The organism is Halomicrococcus pelagicus (genome assembly GCF_051917725.1).
Classification (GTDB): domain Archaea; phylum Halobacteriota; class Halobacteria; order Halobacteriales; family Haladaptataceae; genus Halomicrococcus.
The window spans coordinates 431855-447766 of record NZ_JBQBLX010000003.1 but is presented as its reverse complement, the minus strand read 5'-3'; the positions used below and the strand labels follow the sequence as shown (position 1 = coordinate 447766).

15 protein-coding genes are annotated in these 15912 nt (G+C 61.8%); 7 read left to right on the top strand and 8 right to left on the bottom strand.

Going from position 1 to position 15912, the window contains the following annotated elements:
* Positions 1-78 precede the first annotated feature (78 nt).
* A complete protein-coding gene (locus ACTF4R_RS11525) occupies positions 79-1398 on the top strand; it encodes a 5'-deoxyadenosine deaminase (RefSeq protein ID WP_440007964.1) in 1320 nt (439 codons plus the stop codon).
* Between the two features lie 6 nt (positions 1399-1404).
* Here the strand turns inward: ACTF4R_RS11525 and ACTF4R_RS11520 are convergent, their stop codons facing one another.
* Both ACTF4R_RS11520 and ACTF4R_RS11515 read right to left on the bottom strand, forming a co-directional pair.
* On the bottom strand, positions 1405-1563 hold the full coding sequence (locus ACTF4R_RS11520; RefSeq protein WP_440007963.1) for a hypothetical protein: 159 nt from the start codon (positions 1561-1563) through the stop codon (positions 1405-1407).
* A 197-nt stretch (positions 1564-1760) separates the two neighbouring features.
* The gene (locus ACTF4R_RS11515; protein ID WP_440007962.1) at positions 1761-2747 is read right to left on the bottom strand and encodes a DUF7972 family membrane protein; all 987 of its coding nucleotides are present in this window, start codon (positions 2745-2747) and stop codon (positions 1761-1763) included.
* 122 nt (positions 2748-2869) lie between these two features.
* Here ACTF4R_RS11515 and ACTF4R_RS11510 point away from each other — a divergent pair, with 122 nt between their 5' ends.
* Positions 2870-3214 (top strand): SHOCT domain-containing protein, encoded by a 345-nt coding sequence (locus ACTF4R_RS11510; RefSeq protein ID WP_440007961.1) that lies wholly within the window; start codon positions 2870-2872, stop codon positions 3212-3214.
* 115 nt (positions 3215-3329) lie between these two features.
* Here ACTF4R_RS11510 and ACTF4R_RS11505 read toward each other — a convergent pair whose 3' ends face one another.
* On the bottom strand, positions 3330-4799 hold the full coding sequence (locus ACTF4R_RS11505) for a multicopper oxidase family protein (RefSeq protein WP_440007960.1): 1470 nt from the start codon (positions 4797-4799) through the stop codon (positions 3330-3332).
* 295 nt (positions 4800-5094) lie between these two features.
* Here ACTF4R_RS11505 and ACTF4R_RS11500 point away from each other — a divergent pair, with 295 nt between their 5' ends.
* Entirely contained in the window at positions 5095-6270 is a 1176-nt protein-coding gene (locus tag ACTF4R_RS11500) for a hypothetical protein (protein ID WP_440007959.1), read from the top strand.
* 103 nt (positions 6271-6373) lie between these two features.
* Here ACTF4R_RS11500 and ACTF4R_RS11495 read toward each other — a convergent pair whose 3' ends face one another.
* Positions 6374-7069 (bottom strand): HAD family hydrolase, encoded by a 696-nt coding sequence (locus tag ACTF4R_RS11495; RefSeq protein ID WP_440007958.1) that lies wholly within the window; start codon positions 7067-7069, stop codon positions 6374-6376.
* Positions 7070-7318: 249 nt separating this feature from the next.
* On the opposite strand from ACTF4R_RS11495, the gene ACTF4R_RS11490 reads away from it, so the two are divergent.
* Positions 7319-8020 carry a universal stress protein gene (locus ACTF4R_RS11490; protein WP_440007957.1) on the top strand — a complete coding sequence of 234 codons (702 nt, stop codon included), beginning with the start codon at positions 7319-7321 and terminating at the stop codon, positions 8018-8020.
* Positions 8021-8178: 158 nt separating this feature from the next.
* On the opposite strand, the gene ACTF4R_RS11485 is transcribed toward ACTF4R_RS11490, so the two are convergent.
* Positions 8179-8934, bottom strand: coding sequence for an Lrp/AsnC family transcriptional regulator (locus ACTF4R_RS11485; protein WP_440007956.1), 756 nt, complete (start codon positions 8932-8934; stop codon positions 8179-8181).
* Positions 8935-9325: 391 nt separating this feature from the next.
* Complete coding sequence (locus tag ACTF4R_RS11480; protein WP_440007955.1) at positions 9326-9685, bottom strand: hypothetical protein; 360 nt, start codon at positions 9683-9685, stop codon at positions 9326-9328.
* A gap of 78 nt (positions 9686-9763) precedes the next feature.
* Here ACTF4R_RS11480 and ACTF4R_RS11475 point away from each other — a divergent pair, with 78 nt between their 5' ends.
* Positions 9764-10450, top strand: coding sequence for a potassium channel family protein (locus ACTF4R_RS11475; protein WP_440007954.1), 687 nt, complete (start codon positions 9764-9766; stop codon positions 10448-10450).
* A gap of 654 nt (positions 10451-11104) precedes the next feature.
* Here the strand turns inward: ACTF4R_RS11475 and ACTF4R_RS11470 are convergent.
* Together ACTF4R_RS11470 and ACTF4R_RS11465 are read right to left on the bottom strand one after the other, a co-directional pair.
* Positions 11105-13384, bottom strand: a complete 2280-nt coding sequence (locus ACTF4R_RS11470) for an amino acid permease (RefSeq protein WP_440007953.1) — start codon at positions 13382-13384, stop codon at positions 11105-11107.
* Positions 13381-13824, bottom strand: coding sequence for a universal stress protein (locus tag ACTF4R_RS11465; protein ID WP_440007952.1), 444 nt, complete (start codon positions 13822-13824; stop codon positions 13381-13383). Before ACTF4R_RS11465 ends, ACTF4R_RS11470 begins: the two co-directional genes overlap by 4 nt.
* Positions 13825-14086: 262 nt before the next feature.
* Between ACTF4R_RS11465 and ACTF4R_RS11460 the strand changes: the two genes are divergently transcribed.
* Both ACTF4R_RS11460 and ACTF4R_RS11455 read left to right on the top strand, forming a co-directional pair.
* The gene (locus tag ACTF4R_RS11460) at positions 14087-15676 is read left to right on the top strand and encodes a TrkH family potassium uptake protein (RefSeq protein WP_440007951.1); all 1590 of its coding nucleotides are present in this window, start codon (positions 14087-14089) and stop codon (positions 15674-15676) included.
* Positions 15677-15678: 2 nt separating this feature from the next.
* Positions 15679-15879, top strand: a complete 201-nt coding sequence (locus ACTF4R_RS11455) for a hypothetical protein (RefSeq protein WP_440007949.1) — start codon at positions 15679-15681, stop codon at positions 15877-15879.
* Positions 15880-15912: the final 33 nt, after the last annotated feature.

Here is a 15912-nt window from a genome sequence, read left to right as displayed (position 1 = left end):
TCGCGGGAACGCGGTGCGGGAGCGAAACCGAAGCGTTCTTGCCCGAACGCGGACTGGTGACGACGGCGAGTAACAGGAATGCTACTGACCGGAACGGTCGTCGCGGACGCGTCGACGGTCATCGAGGACGGAGCCATCGTGGTCGAGGACGAACGCATCGCCGCAGTCGGCGAGCGCGAGGACGTCCTCGACGCCTACCCCGACCGCGAGGTCCGGTCGTACGACCTGCTCGCGCCGGGATTCGTCGGCAGCCACGTCCACTCCGTCCAGAGCCTCGGGCGCGGCATCGCCGACGACACCGAACTGCTCGACTGGCTCTTCGACCACGTCCTCCCGATGGAGGCGAGCCTCGACGGCGAGGCGATGTCCGTCGCGGCGCGACTCGGCTACCTGGAGATGATAGAGAGCGGAACGACCACCTGCGTCGACCACCTCTCGGTCCACCACGCCGACCGGGCGTTCGACGCCGCCGTCGAGATGGGCATCCGCGGTCGCCTCGGGAAGGTCCTGATGGACAAGAGCGCACCCGACGGACTGCAGGAGGATGCCGACGCCGCCCTCGCGGAGACCGAACGCCTCATCGAGCGCTACCACGGCGCGAACGACGGCCGGATACGGTACGCCGTCACGCCGCGGTTCGCCGTCTCCTGCACCGAGGAGTGTCTGCGGGGCGCGCGCGCCGTCGCCGACGACCACGACGGCGTTCGCATCCACACCCACGCAAGCGAGAACCGCGACGAGGTGGCGACCGTCGAGGACGAGACCGGTCGGCGCAACATCCACTGGCTCGACGAGGTCGGCCTGACCGGCGAGGACGTGGTGCTGGCACACTGCATCTGGACCGACGAGAGCGAGCGCGAGGTGCTCGCGGAGACCGGCACGCACGTCACCTACTGCCCGTCCTCGAACATGAAGCTCGCGTCCGGCATCGCGCCGGTGGTCGACTACCTCGACCGCGGTATCAACGTCGCGCTCGGCAACGACGGACCGCCGTGTAACAACACGCTCGACCCCCTGACCGAGATGCGCCAGGCGAGCCTCCTCCAGAAGGTCGAACACCTCGACCCGGAGGCGACGCCGGCCAGGACCATCTTCGAGATGGCGACCGTCAACGGCGCTCGCGCCGCCGGCTTCGACCGCGTCGGCAAACTCCACGAGGGCTGGCGGGCGGACGTCGTCGGCCTGACGACCGACGAGACGCGCGCGACGCCGCTGTACGACCCGCTCTCGCACCTCGTCTTCTCGGCGCACGGCGACGACGTGCGGTTCACGATGGTCGGCGGCGACGTGCTCCAGGCGGACGGCGAGGTCGTCGTCGCCGACGCCGACGCCATCCGGGAGCGGGCCCGGGAGGTCGCCGACGGCCTGGACGTCGCTCCCGACCAGCCCGGCCGCTGACCCGGGTCAGCGGCCGAGCGCGGTTATCGCGTCGGCGGGCGTTCCGCCGCGCGCCGAACGGCCGGCCGAGTCCTCGGCGACCCAGTCGCCGCCCGGGGCCGGACGGACGGTCGGACATTCGTCGGGGTCGCGAACCGCGTACTCCGGTCGATAGGTGGAGGACATCGACGTTCGATGCGGTCTCGTCTTCCTTAAGTTGTCGCCGCCTACCGCTGGAACAGACACCGCCTGACCCGGGTCCGCGTCCGCTCTGCGGCGTGCCGGGACGGAAGTCCCCGGAGGGTATCGGACGGCCGCGTCGTTCGCCTGCACCGGTCGTCTCCGCTCACGGCAGGTCGTGCCAGTCGAAGGCGTGACGCTGGTCAGAAGCGGAGTTCCTCGTCCGACGTGGTGAACGGCGCTATCGACGCGTTGCGCTGGGCGACCCAGGCGAGCCGCAACACGAACGAAAACAGGATGGCGAGCGGTGCGAACCCGGCAACGATCGCGACCGGAACGAGCGAGTTCAGCCAGCCCGCGGTGAGCGGCGTCGTCTTCACGCCGCCGTAGACGACGAGCACGACGGCCGTCAGGACCTCCGCGGGGACACCGACGTACAGGAGTATTCGGGAGAGAACGGAGAGTTCCTTCTCTATGTAGACGGTCCGGAAGTACTTCCGTGCGACGTCGATGTCGAGGAGGTTCGTTCGAATCGCCGCGAGCAGGTCTCGCTGGTCGTCGGAAAGCCGGTCGTCGAAATCGGACGCTATCCGATCTATATCGCGGAGCTGGGTCGCGTGATTCGTTCCGAGCGTCGCCTCGATGACGGTGAAGATTCGCGCCGAGTCCGCGTCGAGCGCCCGAGTGACCCTGCTCACGTCCTCGAGCAACTCGTCGACGAGTTGCTCGACGTGCTCTCGCAGGCGGTCGTCCGTCGTGTCCGCTACCTGCTCGCGGAGTTCTTCGGTCCGGTCGCTGGTCGATTCGTGCAGGGAGAGCAGGAATTCACCCGGCTTCACGGGACCTGCGGACCATCCGGCACGCGCCTGAACGTCCTCGCGGTATTCGAGCGCCCCTTCGAGACGCTGGCGTAACTCGCCGGGGGCGCCGAGTTCGCGCGAAAGGACGAGCTGGTTGATGGAGAGCACGACCGTGATGAGCGTGAAGTTCCCGCCGAGCAGCGCGCTGAACAGGAAGTACATCGGGCTGGACGGACGACCGGAGAGGACGTCGACGTACGTTAACACGGAAAAAACGAGGAACACCCCACCGAGCAAGGCACCCGCAACGGTCAGACGGTTGCCGGTCACGAGCAACCAACGAAGCCATCGATTCGCCAGTCGAGCGCCGCTCAGTCGTTCCTCGGACATCGGTCGGTATCTCCATATTTGACGGCACTCACTAAGCCGCTCCGGCACCCTCGTTCCGACGCCCCGGAGCGAACTCCGGGATGGTCGATATTCCTTTCTACCTCGGTGTGGTAGTATTTCACATGACTACGGCAGACCGCGACGACTCGTGGCTGCGGTTCGTCATCGTGATACTCGCCGTCATTCTGTTCGCGCCGATGCTGATGATGGCGTTCGCGTTCCCGATGATGGGCGGCTGGATGATGGGGCAAGGATACGGGGGACAAACGCCGCTCTGGGGATGGGGGATGATGCTCGTCTCGCTGCTGGTCGTGCTCGGTCTCGGCTACGTCCTCTATCGCGCGGTCGCCGGGGACGGGTCCGGCGGTGACGCCGCGCTCGAAGAACTGCGACTGGCCTACGCCCGCGGCGACATCTCCGAGGAAGAGTTCGAGTCCCGTCGCGAGCGCCTCCGGCACGAACGGTAGCGGCGACGCCGTCGCGTTCGGACTCTCGACGGCGTCTGGACCGCATCGACGGCTCTTCGTATCTTCGAGCCCCCCCGTCGCGAAGGGGGCCGCTGGACCGACGACCGACGGCTCCTTATCGGACGTACTCGACGACGCGTGCCATGCCCGATTCCAGATGGTAGAGGTTGTGGCAGTGGAACAGCCAGTCGCCGGGGTTGTCCGCCAGGAAGTCGAAGGTCACCGTCCCCATGTGGCCCGGCACGAGGACCGTGTCCTTCATCGCGTCACCGACCCGGAAGAAGTGCCCGTGCAGGTGCATCGGGTGGAGCACCGGACTCCGGTTCGTCATCTGGACTCGGACGTGTTCGCCCTCCCGAATCTGTAACGGGTCGGCGTCCGGATACGATTGCCCGTCGATGAGCCAGCCGTACGACCCGCCCCTCTCGGGCGACAGCGTCAGGTCGAACGTTCGGTCGGGACTCCCGCGGAGCGCCTCCGGAATCCGCTTCGATCGCAGGTCGCCGTACTGGAGCGTCCGTCCCCACGAGTCGAGGCGCGTCGGCGACGTCGACGCGTCGCCGTACCGGAGTACCGCACGAGCCGGTCGTTCACCTCCGTCGAGTGCCTGCCCCTGAATCTCCCACGCGCCCGGGTTCGTCGCTTCGACGACGGCGTCGTACCGCTCCCCGGAACCGAAGACGAACGAGTCGACCGTCACGGGGTCAACGGGACGTCCGTCGGCGTGCGAGACGGTCAACTCGTGACCGGCGACGCCGACGCGGAACGCCGTCGCACTGCTCGCGTTGACGAAGCGCAAGCGGACGCGCTCCCCCTGCTGTACGTCGAAGGTGGCCGGATCCGCCGGAAGGCGACCGTTCACGAGCAGCCCCGCGTACGGCGGGCGTCGGTCGCCCATCATTCCGCTGTTGCCCATCCCACCGCCACCGGGTCCCCCGCCGCCCATACCGCCACCGCCGCCGCCCATACCGCCACCGCCGCCGTTCGACGAACCGTCGAGCGGTTCCGGCGGTCGGGTCAGGTAGTCGTCGAACAGGAGCGTGTACTCGCGGTCGTACTCGACGTGCGGAGACCGTTCCTCTATCACGAGCGGCGCGTACAGTCCCCGGTCGAGCTGGAGGCCGACGTGGCTGTGGTAGAAGTACGTCCCCGCCGGTTCGGCCCGGAACTTGTACGTGAACGTCTCGTCGGGCTGCACCGGCTGCTGGGTGACGTTTGGCACGCCGTCCATCTGGTTCGGCACGGGCACGCCGTGCCAGTGAATCGTCGTCCCTGCCGAGAGGCGGTTCTGCAGGTCGACGCGGACGACGTCCCCCTCGGTGACGCGTAGTTCGTCTCCGGGGAACGCTCCGTCGTACAGCCAGTTTCGCGCCGACGTATCGGCCGGTGACACCGCACCGGGAGCCGCTGTCGACGTCTTTCGCACGTCAGCCCGCCCCGATACGGTCGTTCGAGGCGAGACTGTTTCTTCGTCGTCGGACGACGGAACGAAACTGGAGGTGCAGCCGGCGAGGCTCCCAATTCCGACAGCACCGACTCCCCGGAGGAGGGAGCGCCGAGATAGACGAGAATCGTGGTCGGTCATCGGTGGTCGTACGCACCGGCCACTATTAAAGTACAGTATTGGGTTCATAGCGAAATACAAAATCGGATAGTCACGACCGCGTACGAAGGCCGGAGATGGCGGAACGAGTCGTAGCTGCCGCCGCCACGAGGTATCCGCTCTGCCGGAACAGGCGCACCGATATTTCGCACCGCGACCATAACCGACAGAGTTCGTGGCGAAAGTGCGTAGAACGGACGAGTCTTCAACGGGAGTTCTATAACCTCCTGGCGACTCCCGATGCAACTCCGTCGCTCTTCGAGTAATTCGCCTCGTGATGCCCTCACTCGAGTCGAACGTAATGGGGATGATACCTGACTGTACCTTACAGACTTCTATTAATTCAGGAAATGGAGAAAACTTATCTCGCTGCTCCGATACGTACACTCTTATGCCCCGCTCACGACGGACCCTCCTCAAGACGACAGGCCTCGCGCTCAGTAGTGGGACGCTCGCATCGATTGCCGGGTGTCTGGGCGACCCCTCGATTGGCAGCCAGAGTAGTCCAGGTGAACCATCCACATCGGACCCGTCGGAGGGTCCAGCAGCGACAGAGTTCACACAGTGGCTCCCGGACCCAATGACGACCCCACTGCGAGATGGCTACGGGTTCCAGTATTTCGACATTACCGGTATCCGTTCCCACCAGGATTCCATCCACGAGACCGCCTACTCTCGACTCGAAACCCAGATGTTGCGCCCCGTTCCCAGCGAGTACATCGATGAAACTGCCGTCGATGCCGCAGTGGAGATCGACCATACCATGCGGTTGGCACTCGGGTCGTTCAATCCGGAGGCATTCGAGGAGAAACTCACCAGTGACAGGCGGTCGTCCCCAACAACGTCGACGCGGACTCCCGCGACAGCGACGTGGACCACCCGACCGGAGCCGGAACGTTACCAGGGGTTCGACCTCTACGGTACGGAATCCGTCTACGCTGTCTCGGAGGACGCCCTGATGGCGGTGTCTCCGCTGGGAATGGGCGAGGGCGACGCGGTCGAGTACACGAAAGCGATCATCGACGCGACTGCTGCGGAGACGAGCCAGTACGCCGACGGCAACGAGTACGTGGCGGCGATGATCGGGGTCGTTGACGACACCCACGCGCTCTGGTGCTACCCGGAAGCGATGGACGGGTCGACATCGCGCGGCTTCCGGAAGGACGTCATCACGGGACAGCTCCAATCGTGGCGATTCGGGACCGAGACGACCCACCTCACATTTGCGAACACCTACCCCGACACCGAGACGGCGGAGAGCGGAGAACTGACGGACCACATCGAATCGGAATCCGATCGATTCGGTGCGTACGATGGGCTCGACGTCGAAACTGAGGGCAGGCTGGCCTGGACCGACGGCACCATTCCGACGACGGAATTCGATCATCTGTCACCTGGCGGCCCGGGCGATGGTGTCACCACCTCCCACCAGTCCCACCGCAATCCCTTCTGAAGGCTACTGGGACCACCGTCGGTGCAGTTCGGCAGTACGTTCAGTTACTGCTGAATAGAGGGCGCGTATCGGTCACGCGACTTCGGCGTTACAGACGAGCGGTTTACCGGGTGCTGGATGGAGACCCCTCTATCCACGGGAGAGACAGAAGGTTACCGATGGACTCGATTCGATGAGTCGGAGTATACTCCTGGGTGTCATCAGTATCAGAGACCCATATGGACTCAAGCCCGGCAGCAGTCGCACCAGCAATATCCGTCTCCAGTGAATCACCGACGTGTACTGTGGAGTCGGGCGTTGCATTGAGCGACTGAATCGCTCGTTCAAACGGTTCTGGGTCCGGTTTCGGCGGTACATCGTGACCCGCAATTACGGTTGCATCGACCCAACGTTCGAGGTTCACGGCATCGATTTTCTGCTGTTGTGCATCCGGTGCTCCGTTCGTCACGATAGCAAGCCGGTACTCTCGGCTGAGTTCACTCAAGACACGGGTGACGGATGGGAGTAACTCAACGTTCGTCTGGTCGCGCTCATCGCTGAACGCGTCCGCAACGTCTCGTCCAAGTTGCCGCTCGTACCCGTTCTCATCGGCGAGCGCTGCGAAGCATTCGGAACGAAGTTCGTCCATCGAATCACATTTCTCAGCAAACTCGTCGTACCGGGCATAGTATTCTTCGACCGGGAATAACGGTTCGCTACCTAAGGCCTCGAAGGACGCCTGTAGCACCTCACCAGGTGATCTCTCATACTGTACTAACGTATTGTCGAGATCGAACAGGATTGTCTCGATCTGTTCCATACCGCTATCTACCAGACAATTCTACTAGAACTCTCCTATATTCACGTCGTAGAAACTACCACCAAACGTATGAATCGGAGGTCACTGAAAATAACTCGCTCGGGATGCCTCTTCGAGGTATCGACTCCTGGTTCACGGAATCCGACGCGCACCCTGCGGATTATCGATGCCGTATCTAAATCGTGTTGCAAATACGTATCCGTTAGTACTTTTAAACAGGAGATACGTATTACGTACTGGTTAAAGAATATGGAGCCGCAAACCGTACTCATACCGGTCGAGTTTCCCGACCCCGACCCGCTCCCGTCTACGTTCATCGACTGTCTCACCTCGTGTCGGGTGCTGTTACTCGGGGTGTACGAGATACCATCGAACGTGGATGCGGACGAGCGACAGCGCCGAGAGGTCGAAGCCTACGATACCCTGTACACGCTGGCGAACCAGTTCGCTCAGAGCGGCGAGACGGCGGACGTCGAACTGGTCATGGACGAGGACGTGAGCGACGTCCCCACGACGGTCGCCGAAGACCGCGACGTCGACGCGCTGCTCGTCCCGAATCCCATCACGACCCTTGGCAGGGTGCTGGTCCCCCTTCGAGAGGCGAAGTTCCGGGAGCCGGTCACCGACCTCGTGAGCACGCTCGACGAGGACGTCCTCCTGCACACGACGCTGTTCCACGTCGCCGACAGCGACGAAGACCTGGAGGCGGGGCGCGAGATGCTGTCGACGGTCCGCGACCACCTCGTCGACGAGGGATTCCCGCGGACGCGCATCGACACGGAGGTGGTCGTCTCGAACGACCCGCCGTTTGCGATAAGCCAGGCGGCGCGGGACTACGAACTTCTGGTGATGGGCGAGACGCAGGAGTCGTCGCTCGAGCGCGTGTTCGGCAAGACCTACGAGTCGATTGCAGAGCAGACGGATCGACCGATAATCGTCGTCCGCGAGTGACGACCGTCTTCCCGGGGACCTGAATTACCGTACGCGCTACTTCACGAAACCGGAGAGACGACGACGGAAATCGGTCGAGCAGCCCACCGTCGACGCGTCTCGAATCGCGTTGGTCTCTCTCGCTGCCGAGGAATCCTCGTTCGCGATACCGAGTCAGACTACTCCTCGACCGGGTCGGCGGTGAACCCCGTGAGCAGGTCTTTCGAGACGCCGCCGCGCGAGAACACGGTTATCACGTCGTCCGGCTGGACGCGCGTCTCCCCCTTCGGTGTGAGCATCGTATCGCCGCGTTCGATCGAGATGACGAGAAGCTCGGTTTCGATGAGTCCTTCTTTCCCGGCTTCTTCGAGCGTCCTCCCGGCTATCGGCGCTCCCTCGTCGACGACGAATTCGACGACTTCGGCGTCACCGGAGAGGCTCATGAAGTCGGTGAGTTCGAGCCGACCTTGGCCTTCGTCTGGACCGAATGGATGGTACGGATGGGAGATCTCGTTCTGGATAAGACTTTCCTCGACGATCTGGAGCCCGTGATCCGTGAGCTCCCGGGAGATACGAGCGAGGTCGTTCGTATCGGTGCCGACGGCCTTGACCTGGAGGTTCCCCTGGCCGCTCATGAGTTCGCGGACGTTGACGACGCCGGAGATGTCGAAGATGCGTTTGGCGAGCGCTTCGCGGTCGGGAACGTCCGCAGTACAGGTGTAGAGGTTCGTCAATCGTCCGTCGGTCCGTTCGAAGTCGATGGCGGCGTGGAAACCGGTGATGATGCCGTGGTCCTCCATCTGCTGGATGCGGTTGCGAATCGTCCCCGGTGAGACGCTGACTTCGTCCGCTATCTGTGGTGCCGACGTGTCACGCGCGTTTCTCATCAAGTGGTAGATGATTCTCCGGTCGATCTCGTCGAGCCGATAGCCCATACGTACACGTATCTGCACGGAACCAAACCATTTTCGTCCCTGTTCTTCGCGAAGCCGTCACTTGGTTTGCGAACGTCTACCTTTCGGCTTGATTATTGAACACTCGACTGGAACAGCGTCCCGATGTGCGATACGAAAGGCCAAGTTTCGTTCACCGTACGGGAAGAGAACGTTCGGTCTGTCGACGCCTCCGGCGGGCTCGGCGGGACACGGTCCTCCGGTGAAACGTGGCCGGCACGGCGGGCGAACACGCGACGTCGCCACAGCAGCGGCCATCGTTCACGAGAGCGAGTGAAGAGACCTGTTGCGGCAGGTTCGTCCGGACGTCGATAGACACCTTCGTCTGAGAGACACGGGTCTTCGGAGCTGCGTCGATTCGGGCCGTCGAGGATTACGACTCCACGCGACCGAGAAACGACCAGTGAAGCGTCGGCTCATAGTCGGTCGGCGACGGCTCGACTCGCACGCGATAGAGGTACGGTCCGTGCGGGCAGTGCTCGCAACCGTCCGCACAGGACTGCTTTTTCGTCACCAACGTGTATCCATCGCGTTCGTCGATGTCGGCGATCTCCTCGTCGTCGTTCTCTTCGATGAGCGTCGCCATCGATAGCCGCTCGTTCAGGAGGTCCCGTGCATAACCGACGACTGCTCGTAACGCGTCGTCGTCGAGCGACGCCAGCTCGTCGGTGAGCGAGTCTGGGACGCCGGCAGCCACCCGTGGATTATCGGAACCTGAACTACTACCGCTCATAGTCGGCCTTCGGGCCCACCATTTAAATATCTAATTAGACAATCCTATATACCCTCGGTTAGCAGAAGATACCAACAGATGTACGTCATCGTCGTCGGCGCCGGAAGTATCGGAACACCGCTGATCGAACTGGCTACTCAACAACGGAACAACGTCGTCGTCATCGAGAACGATGCGGACGTCGCCGAGAAGGCAGCCTCCAACTACGACTGCCTAGTCCTCAATGCCGACGCCACGGTCATGGAGAATCTGGAAGAGGCCGGAGCGGACGAGGCTGACGCCATCATCAGCACGACGGACCAGGATGCGGTCAACATCATGGTGATGTTGCTCGCCAAAGAACTCGAAGTTCCGTCGTTAGTTTCGGTCGTCCACAACCCCGAGCACATGCGAGTATTTCGACAGATCGGCGTCAACGTCCTCGAAAATCCACAACGTCTCATCGCCGAGTACCTTTTCCGAGCCGTTCAGCGTCCATCGGTCAAGGACTTCATGCACATCGGTGACGAGGCAGAAGTCTTCGAGATCACCGTGACGGAAGGAAGCCCGATTGCCGGCCAGACGCTGCAAACGGCAGGAGAGATGGGTATTCTGGGCGACGACGTACTCGTCGTTGCTATCGAGCGCGATCAAACCGTTATTACGCCACGCGGTGACGTCGAAGTTCGAGTCGGAGATCTTCTGACCGTGTTCTCTAAGCAAGGATTCACGCCGGACGTTATGGATATGTTTACAGGCTCAGAACGAATCGAGAGTCGTAAATGAATTCATATATTTACACCCGAAAATAATTCGCGTGAGACGTTCTGTACCGGCATCGCGTTTTGCAATCTCACGGTTTGATACTGCATGTCCATCAAAGCGAGGACGACACCCTGCTCGGGCCGACCAGGCAGCTCGGACACCGTTGACCACTAAACCATGGTGAAAGATCTAGAACGAGATCTGGGGTTGTACGCAACGATCACGATTAGTATCGGGGCGATGGTCGGGAGCGGAATCTTCGTCCTCCCGGGGTTAGCGGCGAAAAAGACCGGTCCGTCCAGCACGATGCCCGGATTCGATTCCTCACGGCAGTCGAAGAGGAGGCACCCGAAGAACAGGTTACGGCAACGACGACGTACCACACCGACCTCGAAAAGCTCTGCACTGCACCAACGGAGAGCGAGGTCGTCCGTCCGTCTCACGTCATCGACGGCCTGGTTGCAGCTACCGGTGACACGGACGTTGCCGTCATCGGGACGGTCGCACATTCACGCATCCACGAGTTCGCCTTCGGCGATCCGGCAGTCGAACTTAGCGACCGAATAGACGCGACTGTTCTACTGGCTCATCCTCGTGAACTGAAAAGCCGAAGTCTCGTACGCGGTCTCGTCGAGAAACTCGCATTCTGAAGGGAGAGACGCCAGGGAGAAACGACTACACTTCGAGCCGCCGGACGATGGCTTCGCGAACCGACATTGGCGATTCCTCGGGTCCACGCGCCATCACGACGGTCCGATCGGTCTTCTCACCGACCGTCTCCGGAAGTGAGCCGAAGACGGCCTGTGACACCGTTCCCGACCGCGTCGCCCCGACGCAGATCGTGTCGTACTCCGACGCGGCGTCGAGAATCGCCTGTTCGATATCTTCGGAAACCTCGACGCGAGTGTCGTAGTCCATGTACTCGATTCCGGCACGTTCGGCCAGGTCCGCAATCACTGCCTCACCGCGCTCTTGCGGGGAGAGACCGTCGTCATCCTCGGCGTCTGGTTCTTGCACGTGGAAGAGCGTGAGCGTAGCCTCCTCGTCCGTCGTAGCGACGAATTCCGCGGCACGCCGAGCAGCGACGGGTGCGTGAGGTCCTTCTCCGGCGAGGGCCATGATGTCACCTTCACCTCGTCCGCCTTCGGGTCCGAGTTTTACGAGCGTCGCGTCACACGGTGCCCGTCCGACGACCGGGTCGATGGTCGACCCGAGAACGTGCTCTCGGCGGCTGCGAGTCCCTTGCCAGCCGAGGAGCACGTGGTCGGCGTTCTCCTCCTCGATTACGTCCAGGATGACCGACCCGGCGTTCCGACCGACGATCGACCGCGTTCGCAACCCGATATCCAGGTCGTCTGCGATGTCGCGAGCCGACGCTAGAAGTTGTTGCTGACCTTCGACGCGTTCCTCCTCGAAGGTGAGGTCCTGGGATAGCGACGTCTGTTGTGGCACCTCGATCACGTTGACTGCGATAACCTCGGCCTGCTCGTTTTCGTGCGCGTGAGCGCTGGCAGCAGCCATCCGGAGGAGATCCCGTTCCGTCTCCGGGTTCGAGACCGGGACCACGACGCGGTACTGGCCCCGACCGTTGGCGAGCACCGTGGGTTCCGGCGCAATCGCTTCACCGACGAGACTCTCACTCAGGGCGCGGTCACGGGCGTAGACGAAGTACCAGACGATTCCAAATACGATGATGACGGTGCCAATCGCCTGAACGATGAGACTCATCTGGAGCAAGATTGCCAGACAGGCCAGAAAGCCCAGAATCGGGGTAGCGGGATAAAGGATGCTCGGAATCCGGAACGACGGCTCGTACGCCTCCGGGTCAGCACGGCGCAGTACGATAACGGCGACGTGCACGAGCGCGTAGGTGACCAAGTACATGAAACTCGCCACCTCGGCAAGCGTTCCGACGCCGACACCGACGCCAATCAGAACGAGCGTGATGATTCCCGTCGCCGAAATCGCGCGATACGGCGTCCGGAAGTGGTCGTGAACCTCGTTGAGCCAGTTGACGAGGATTCGATCACGGCCCATCGCGAAGTTGACGCGCGCCGCCGAGAGAATGCTCGCATTCGCGCTCGAAACCGTGGCCAAGACGGCCCCGACGATCATGAGCAACGAACCAATCGTCCCCATGAACTCGGCAGCGACGTCGGCGACCGGAATTCGGGAGTTCGCGAGGGCAGTAATCGAGAGCGTCCCGGTCGAGACGTACATTACACCGACGTACATCAACGTCGGCGTCACGACAGCCGCAATCATCGCCAGTGGGAGGTTCCGACTCGGATTTTTGATTTCCTCGGCGCTGGTGGCAATCACCTCGAACCCGATGAACGACACGTAGACGGTACCAATCGTGGCCGCAACTGCAGGCCAACCGTAGGGATTGAACGTCTGAATCGTCGGCCCGTCGACGATGCCGAGTCCGAGGAATCCGACGATGAGGCCGAGGAGCGAGAGGACGATGACGTTCTGAAGTGCGCCGGTCTCCTTGACACCGTAGTAGTTCACAGCCGTCAGAAGAGCTGCCATCACGAGCGCCGCGACGGTGATTCCAATGTCACCCCATCCGGAGAGGAAGGTCAGATACTGTCCGAGACCCGGGAGAAGATACTGCCCGAACCCGATCATATAGAACGCGCTCGCGAACGTCAGGCCGGCCCACATGCCCCACCCGACGATACTCCCGAAAAACGGCCCGAGTGCCCGGTTCACGTAGTAGTAACTGCCGCCGGCCTTCGGCATCCCGGTCGCTAACTCCGACAACGAGAGGGCAGCCAGCAGCGACACCATTCCACCCCCCAGGAATGAAATCATGCTCGCGGGACCGGCTTGATTAGCGGCGATGCTCGGGAGGACGAAGATTCCCGCCCCGATCATCGTTCCGAGACCGATCGTATAGGCCTCGAGGAAGCCGAGGTCCCGCGCCAGCTCCTGTTCTGATTCGCTCATTGTGTGTCCTCCTCGTCCGAGTGGTCCGGAAGCACGATAATCGGGATATCGCTCTTGTTCACGAGCCCTGCGGTCACGTCACCGGTGAGAAGCTTGAGCCACTGGCTATTACCACGCGGAGTGAAGACGATCGCACTCGCGTCTAGGTCGTGTGCAGCATCGATGATCGCCGCTGCAACGTCCGTACCGTACAGATACTCGGTTTGTAACTCGACGTCCTCCAACCCGTCAGCGACTCTTTCGAACGCTTCGTCAGCGAAGAGCTCGCGTTGTTCGACTGATGCCTTATCCGGAGCCCCGTCTGCTTTCTCGATGACGTGGACTGCGATGACCGTGCTGGTAGTCGCGTCTACATACGGTGTGAGTGCTGCTGTGGTTGCTTCCGCATCGTCTTCGTTCGCGACCGGAACGATGATTCGTTGGAATAGTGTGGAAGACATAGCGAACTATCTGTTTATCCGTATAGAGGGGATGCGACTGCATGCTGATAGCGCATTGCACATACGGACCTGGTGGGAGGCCGATGTCTTAGTTCATTCGTCTGCAACCAGTGAGTGAGATGGAGGAATGGACGACGTCTTCCGGATATCTTAGTAGAGGTGAAGCCACAGCCATCTCTACGGCCAGCATTAAAGAATTGGATTCAGCATTCCGGAGAACGAATCAGTAGATTATATATCCCCAGGACGGTAGCCGCACATTATGGGGAGACGACTGAAGCCGCTGGCTCGCGATCTCGGTCGGATTCTCGAGGCTCTCTCCGGAATGATATTTCTCTCCATTATCGTCGCCGTCGTCTGGGGTGAGTACTACGCGATTCCCGCTCTGGTCATCTCGGGGATGGTGCCGCTCGGACTCGGTCACCTCCTCACGACGCGATACCCCGACCCCGAGGACATCGGGAAGCTCCACGGCATGATGATCGCCGCGTCCGGCTGGTTCTTCGTCGGGGTGTTCGGGAGCCTCCCGTTCTACCTAATCGCCTGGACGGTCGCACTCGACCCGTACGGTGGGCCGCTGGCCGTCCCCGCGAACGTTGTCACTCCGACCCTCGCCGCGTTTCAGGACCCGCTGAACAGCTTCTTCGAGTCGATGTCTGGAATCACGGGGACGGGGCTGACGATGACCGACGACGAGTCGGTGCTTCCGCGTACCCTCCAGTGGTGGCGGACCTTCATCGAGTGGGTCGGTGGTGTCGGGGTTATCGTCCTCACGACGGCTATCCTCGCCCGACCCGGGTCGGGGTCGCTGACGCTGTACGAGAGCGAAGCCCGCTCCGAGAAGATTCATCCAAGCATCGTCTCGACCGTCCGAACGATCTGGTGGATCTTCATCCTCTTCACGTTCCTCTCGATTAGCCTCCTGTGGCTGGCCGGGATGCCGCCCTGGGACGCTATCAACCACGGGATGACTGGCCTCGCCACCGGTGGGTTCAGCGTCACCGACGGTAGTATCGGTGCGTACGACAGCCCTCTCATCGACTTCGCGATGATTCCCGTCATGATTCTCGGAAGCATCGCCTTCCCCGTCCACTACCTGATATTCCAGGGCGACCTGCGGAACCTGTACACGGACATTCAGACGCGGTGGCTCTGGGGATACTTCACGCTCGGGTCCGTCGTGCTAATCGGGATATTATTGCTGAACGGCACCTTCGAGACTTCGCAGGTCGTCGTGACCAACGGTGTCGTGCTGACGGGGTTCGCAGCAACGCTGTTTCAAACGACTCGATACGGGTTGTTCCAGTTCGTCTCGGCGGCCTCCTGTACCGGTTTCGGGACGACCGGCGTCGGCGACTGGTCACCACAAGCTCAGCTGACGATGTCGCTGGCGATGTTCGTCGGCGCAGCCGCCGGATCGACGGTGGGCGGTATCAAACTCATCCGTGCCATCACCCTGATTCGAGGGACCGCCTTCCGCATTCAAGGCGTCTTCTATCCCGAGTCGGCGGTTCGCTACATCAACCTCAACGGACGTCATCTCTCTGAGATCGAACTCAGCCGAGAGTTCGAGGAAGCATCGATTATCGCGTTCCTCTGGATGCTGTTCCTCGGAATCGGGCTGGCGGTCCTGCTGTTGACCATCGACCCGTCGTTCACGCTGGAAAACGCTATCTTCGAGGTTGCCTCCGCCCAGGGCAACGTCGGCCTCTCGTCGGGCATCACCGGCCCCGATATGCCCGTCGCCGCGAAGGTGATGTTCCTGTTCAACATGTGGATAGGGCGGCTCGAGATAATCCCGGTGCTGGTCCTGTTGCGGGGCCTGTTCGACACCTTCGACCTTTACCGATAACGATGAATCCGGAAAAGCTCCCGTTCGTCGGTGCGGTGTTTCGATTCGGTGCGCGTGACCGCGTACTCGATACTATCCTGCTTCTCGGCCCGGTCGTCATCCTCGCGTTCGTCATCCTCGGGCGAAATCTCTTCACGAAGGCCGTCACTGGACTGTACATCCTCTCGTTCATCGGATACGTGCTCTATAATGGTATTCGTTGACGGTCGGTGTACAGCGCATAGAGCCGGGTGAGC

Excerpts from the sequence above, each read along its gene's own strand:
- ACTF4R_RS11510 (WP_440007961.1), top strand. The coding sequence starts at position 2,870 with ATGACTACGGCAGACCGCGACGACTCGTGGCTGCGGTTCGTCATCGTG.
- ACTF4R_RS11500 (WP_440007959.1), top strand. The coding sequence starts at position 5,095 with ATGCCCTCACTCGAGTCGAACGTAATGGGGATGATACCTGACTGTACC.
- ACTF4R_RS11485 (WP_440007956.1), bottom strand. The coding sequence starts at position 8,934 with ATGGGCTATCGGCTCGACGAGATCGACCGGAGAATCATCTACCACTTG.
- ACTF4R_RS11475 (WP_440007954.1), top strand. The coding sequence starts at position 9,764 with ATGTACGTCATCGTCGTCGGCGCCGGAAGTATCGGAACACCGCTGATC.
- ACTF4R_RS11515 (WP_440007962.1), bottom strand. The coding sequence starts at position 2,747 with ATGTCCGAGGAACGACTGAGCGGCGCTCGACTGGCGAATCGATGGCTT.
- ACTF4R_RS11470 (WP_440007953.1), bottom strand. The coding sequence starts at position 13,384 with ATGAGCGAATCAGAACAGGAGCTGGCGCGGGACCTCGGCTTCCTCGAG.
- ACTF4R_RS11480 (WP_440007955.1), bottom strand. The coding sequence starts at position 9,685 with ATGAGCGGTAGTAGTTCAGGTTCCGATAATCCACGGGTGGCTGCCGGC.
- ACTF4R_RS11490 (WP_440007957.1), top strand. The coding sequence starts at position 7,319 with ATGGAGCCGCAAACCGTACTCATACCGGTCGAGTTTCCCGACCCCGAC.
- ACTF4R_RS11465 (WP_440007952.1), bottom strand. The coding sequence starts at position 13,824 with ATGTCTTCCACACTATTCCAACGAATCATCGTTCCGGTCGCGAACGAA.
- ACTF4R_RS11460 (WP_440007951.1), top strand. The coding sequence starts at position 14,087 with ATGGGGAGACGACTGAAGCCGCTGGCTCGCGATCTCGGTCGGATTCTC.
- ACTF4R_RS11525 (WP_440007964.1), top strand. The coding sequence starts at position 79 with ATGCTACTGACCGGAACGGTCGTCGCGGACGCGTCGACGGTCATCGAG.
- ACTF4R_RS11520 (WP_440007963.1), bottom strand. The coding sequence starts at position 1,563 with ATGTCCTCCACCTATCGACCGGAGTACGCGGTTCGCGACCCCGACGAA.
- ACTF4R_RS11455 (WP_440007949.1), top strand. The coding sequence starts at position 15,679 with ATGAATCCGGAAAAGCTCCCGTTCGTCGGTGCGGTGTTTCGATTCGGT.
- ACTF4R_RS11495 (WP_440007958.1), bottom strand. The coding sequence starts at position 7,069 with ATGGAACAGATCGAGACAATCCTGTTCGATCTCGACAATACGTTAGTA.
- ACTF4R_RS11505 (WP_440007960.1), bottom strand. The coding sequence starts at position 4,799 with ATGACCGACCACGATTCTCGTCTATCTCGGCGCTCCCTCCTCCGGGGA.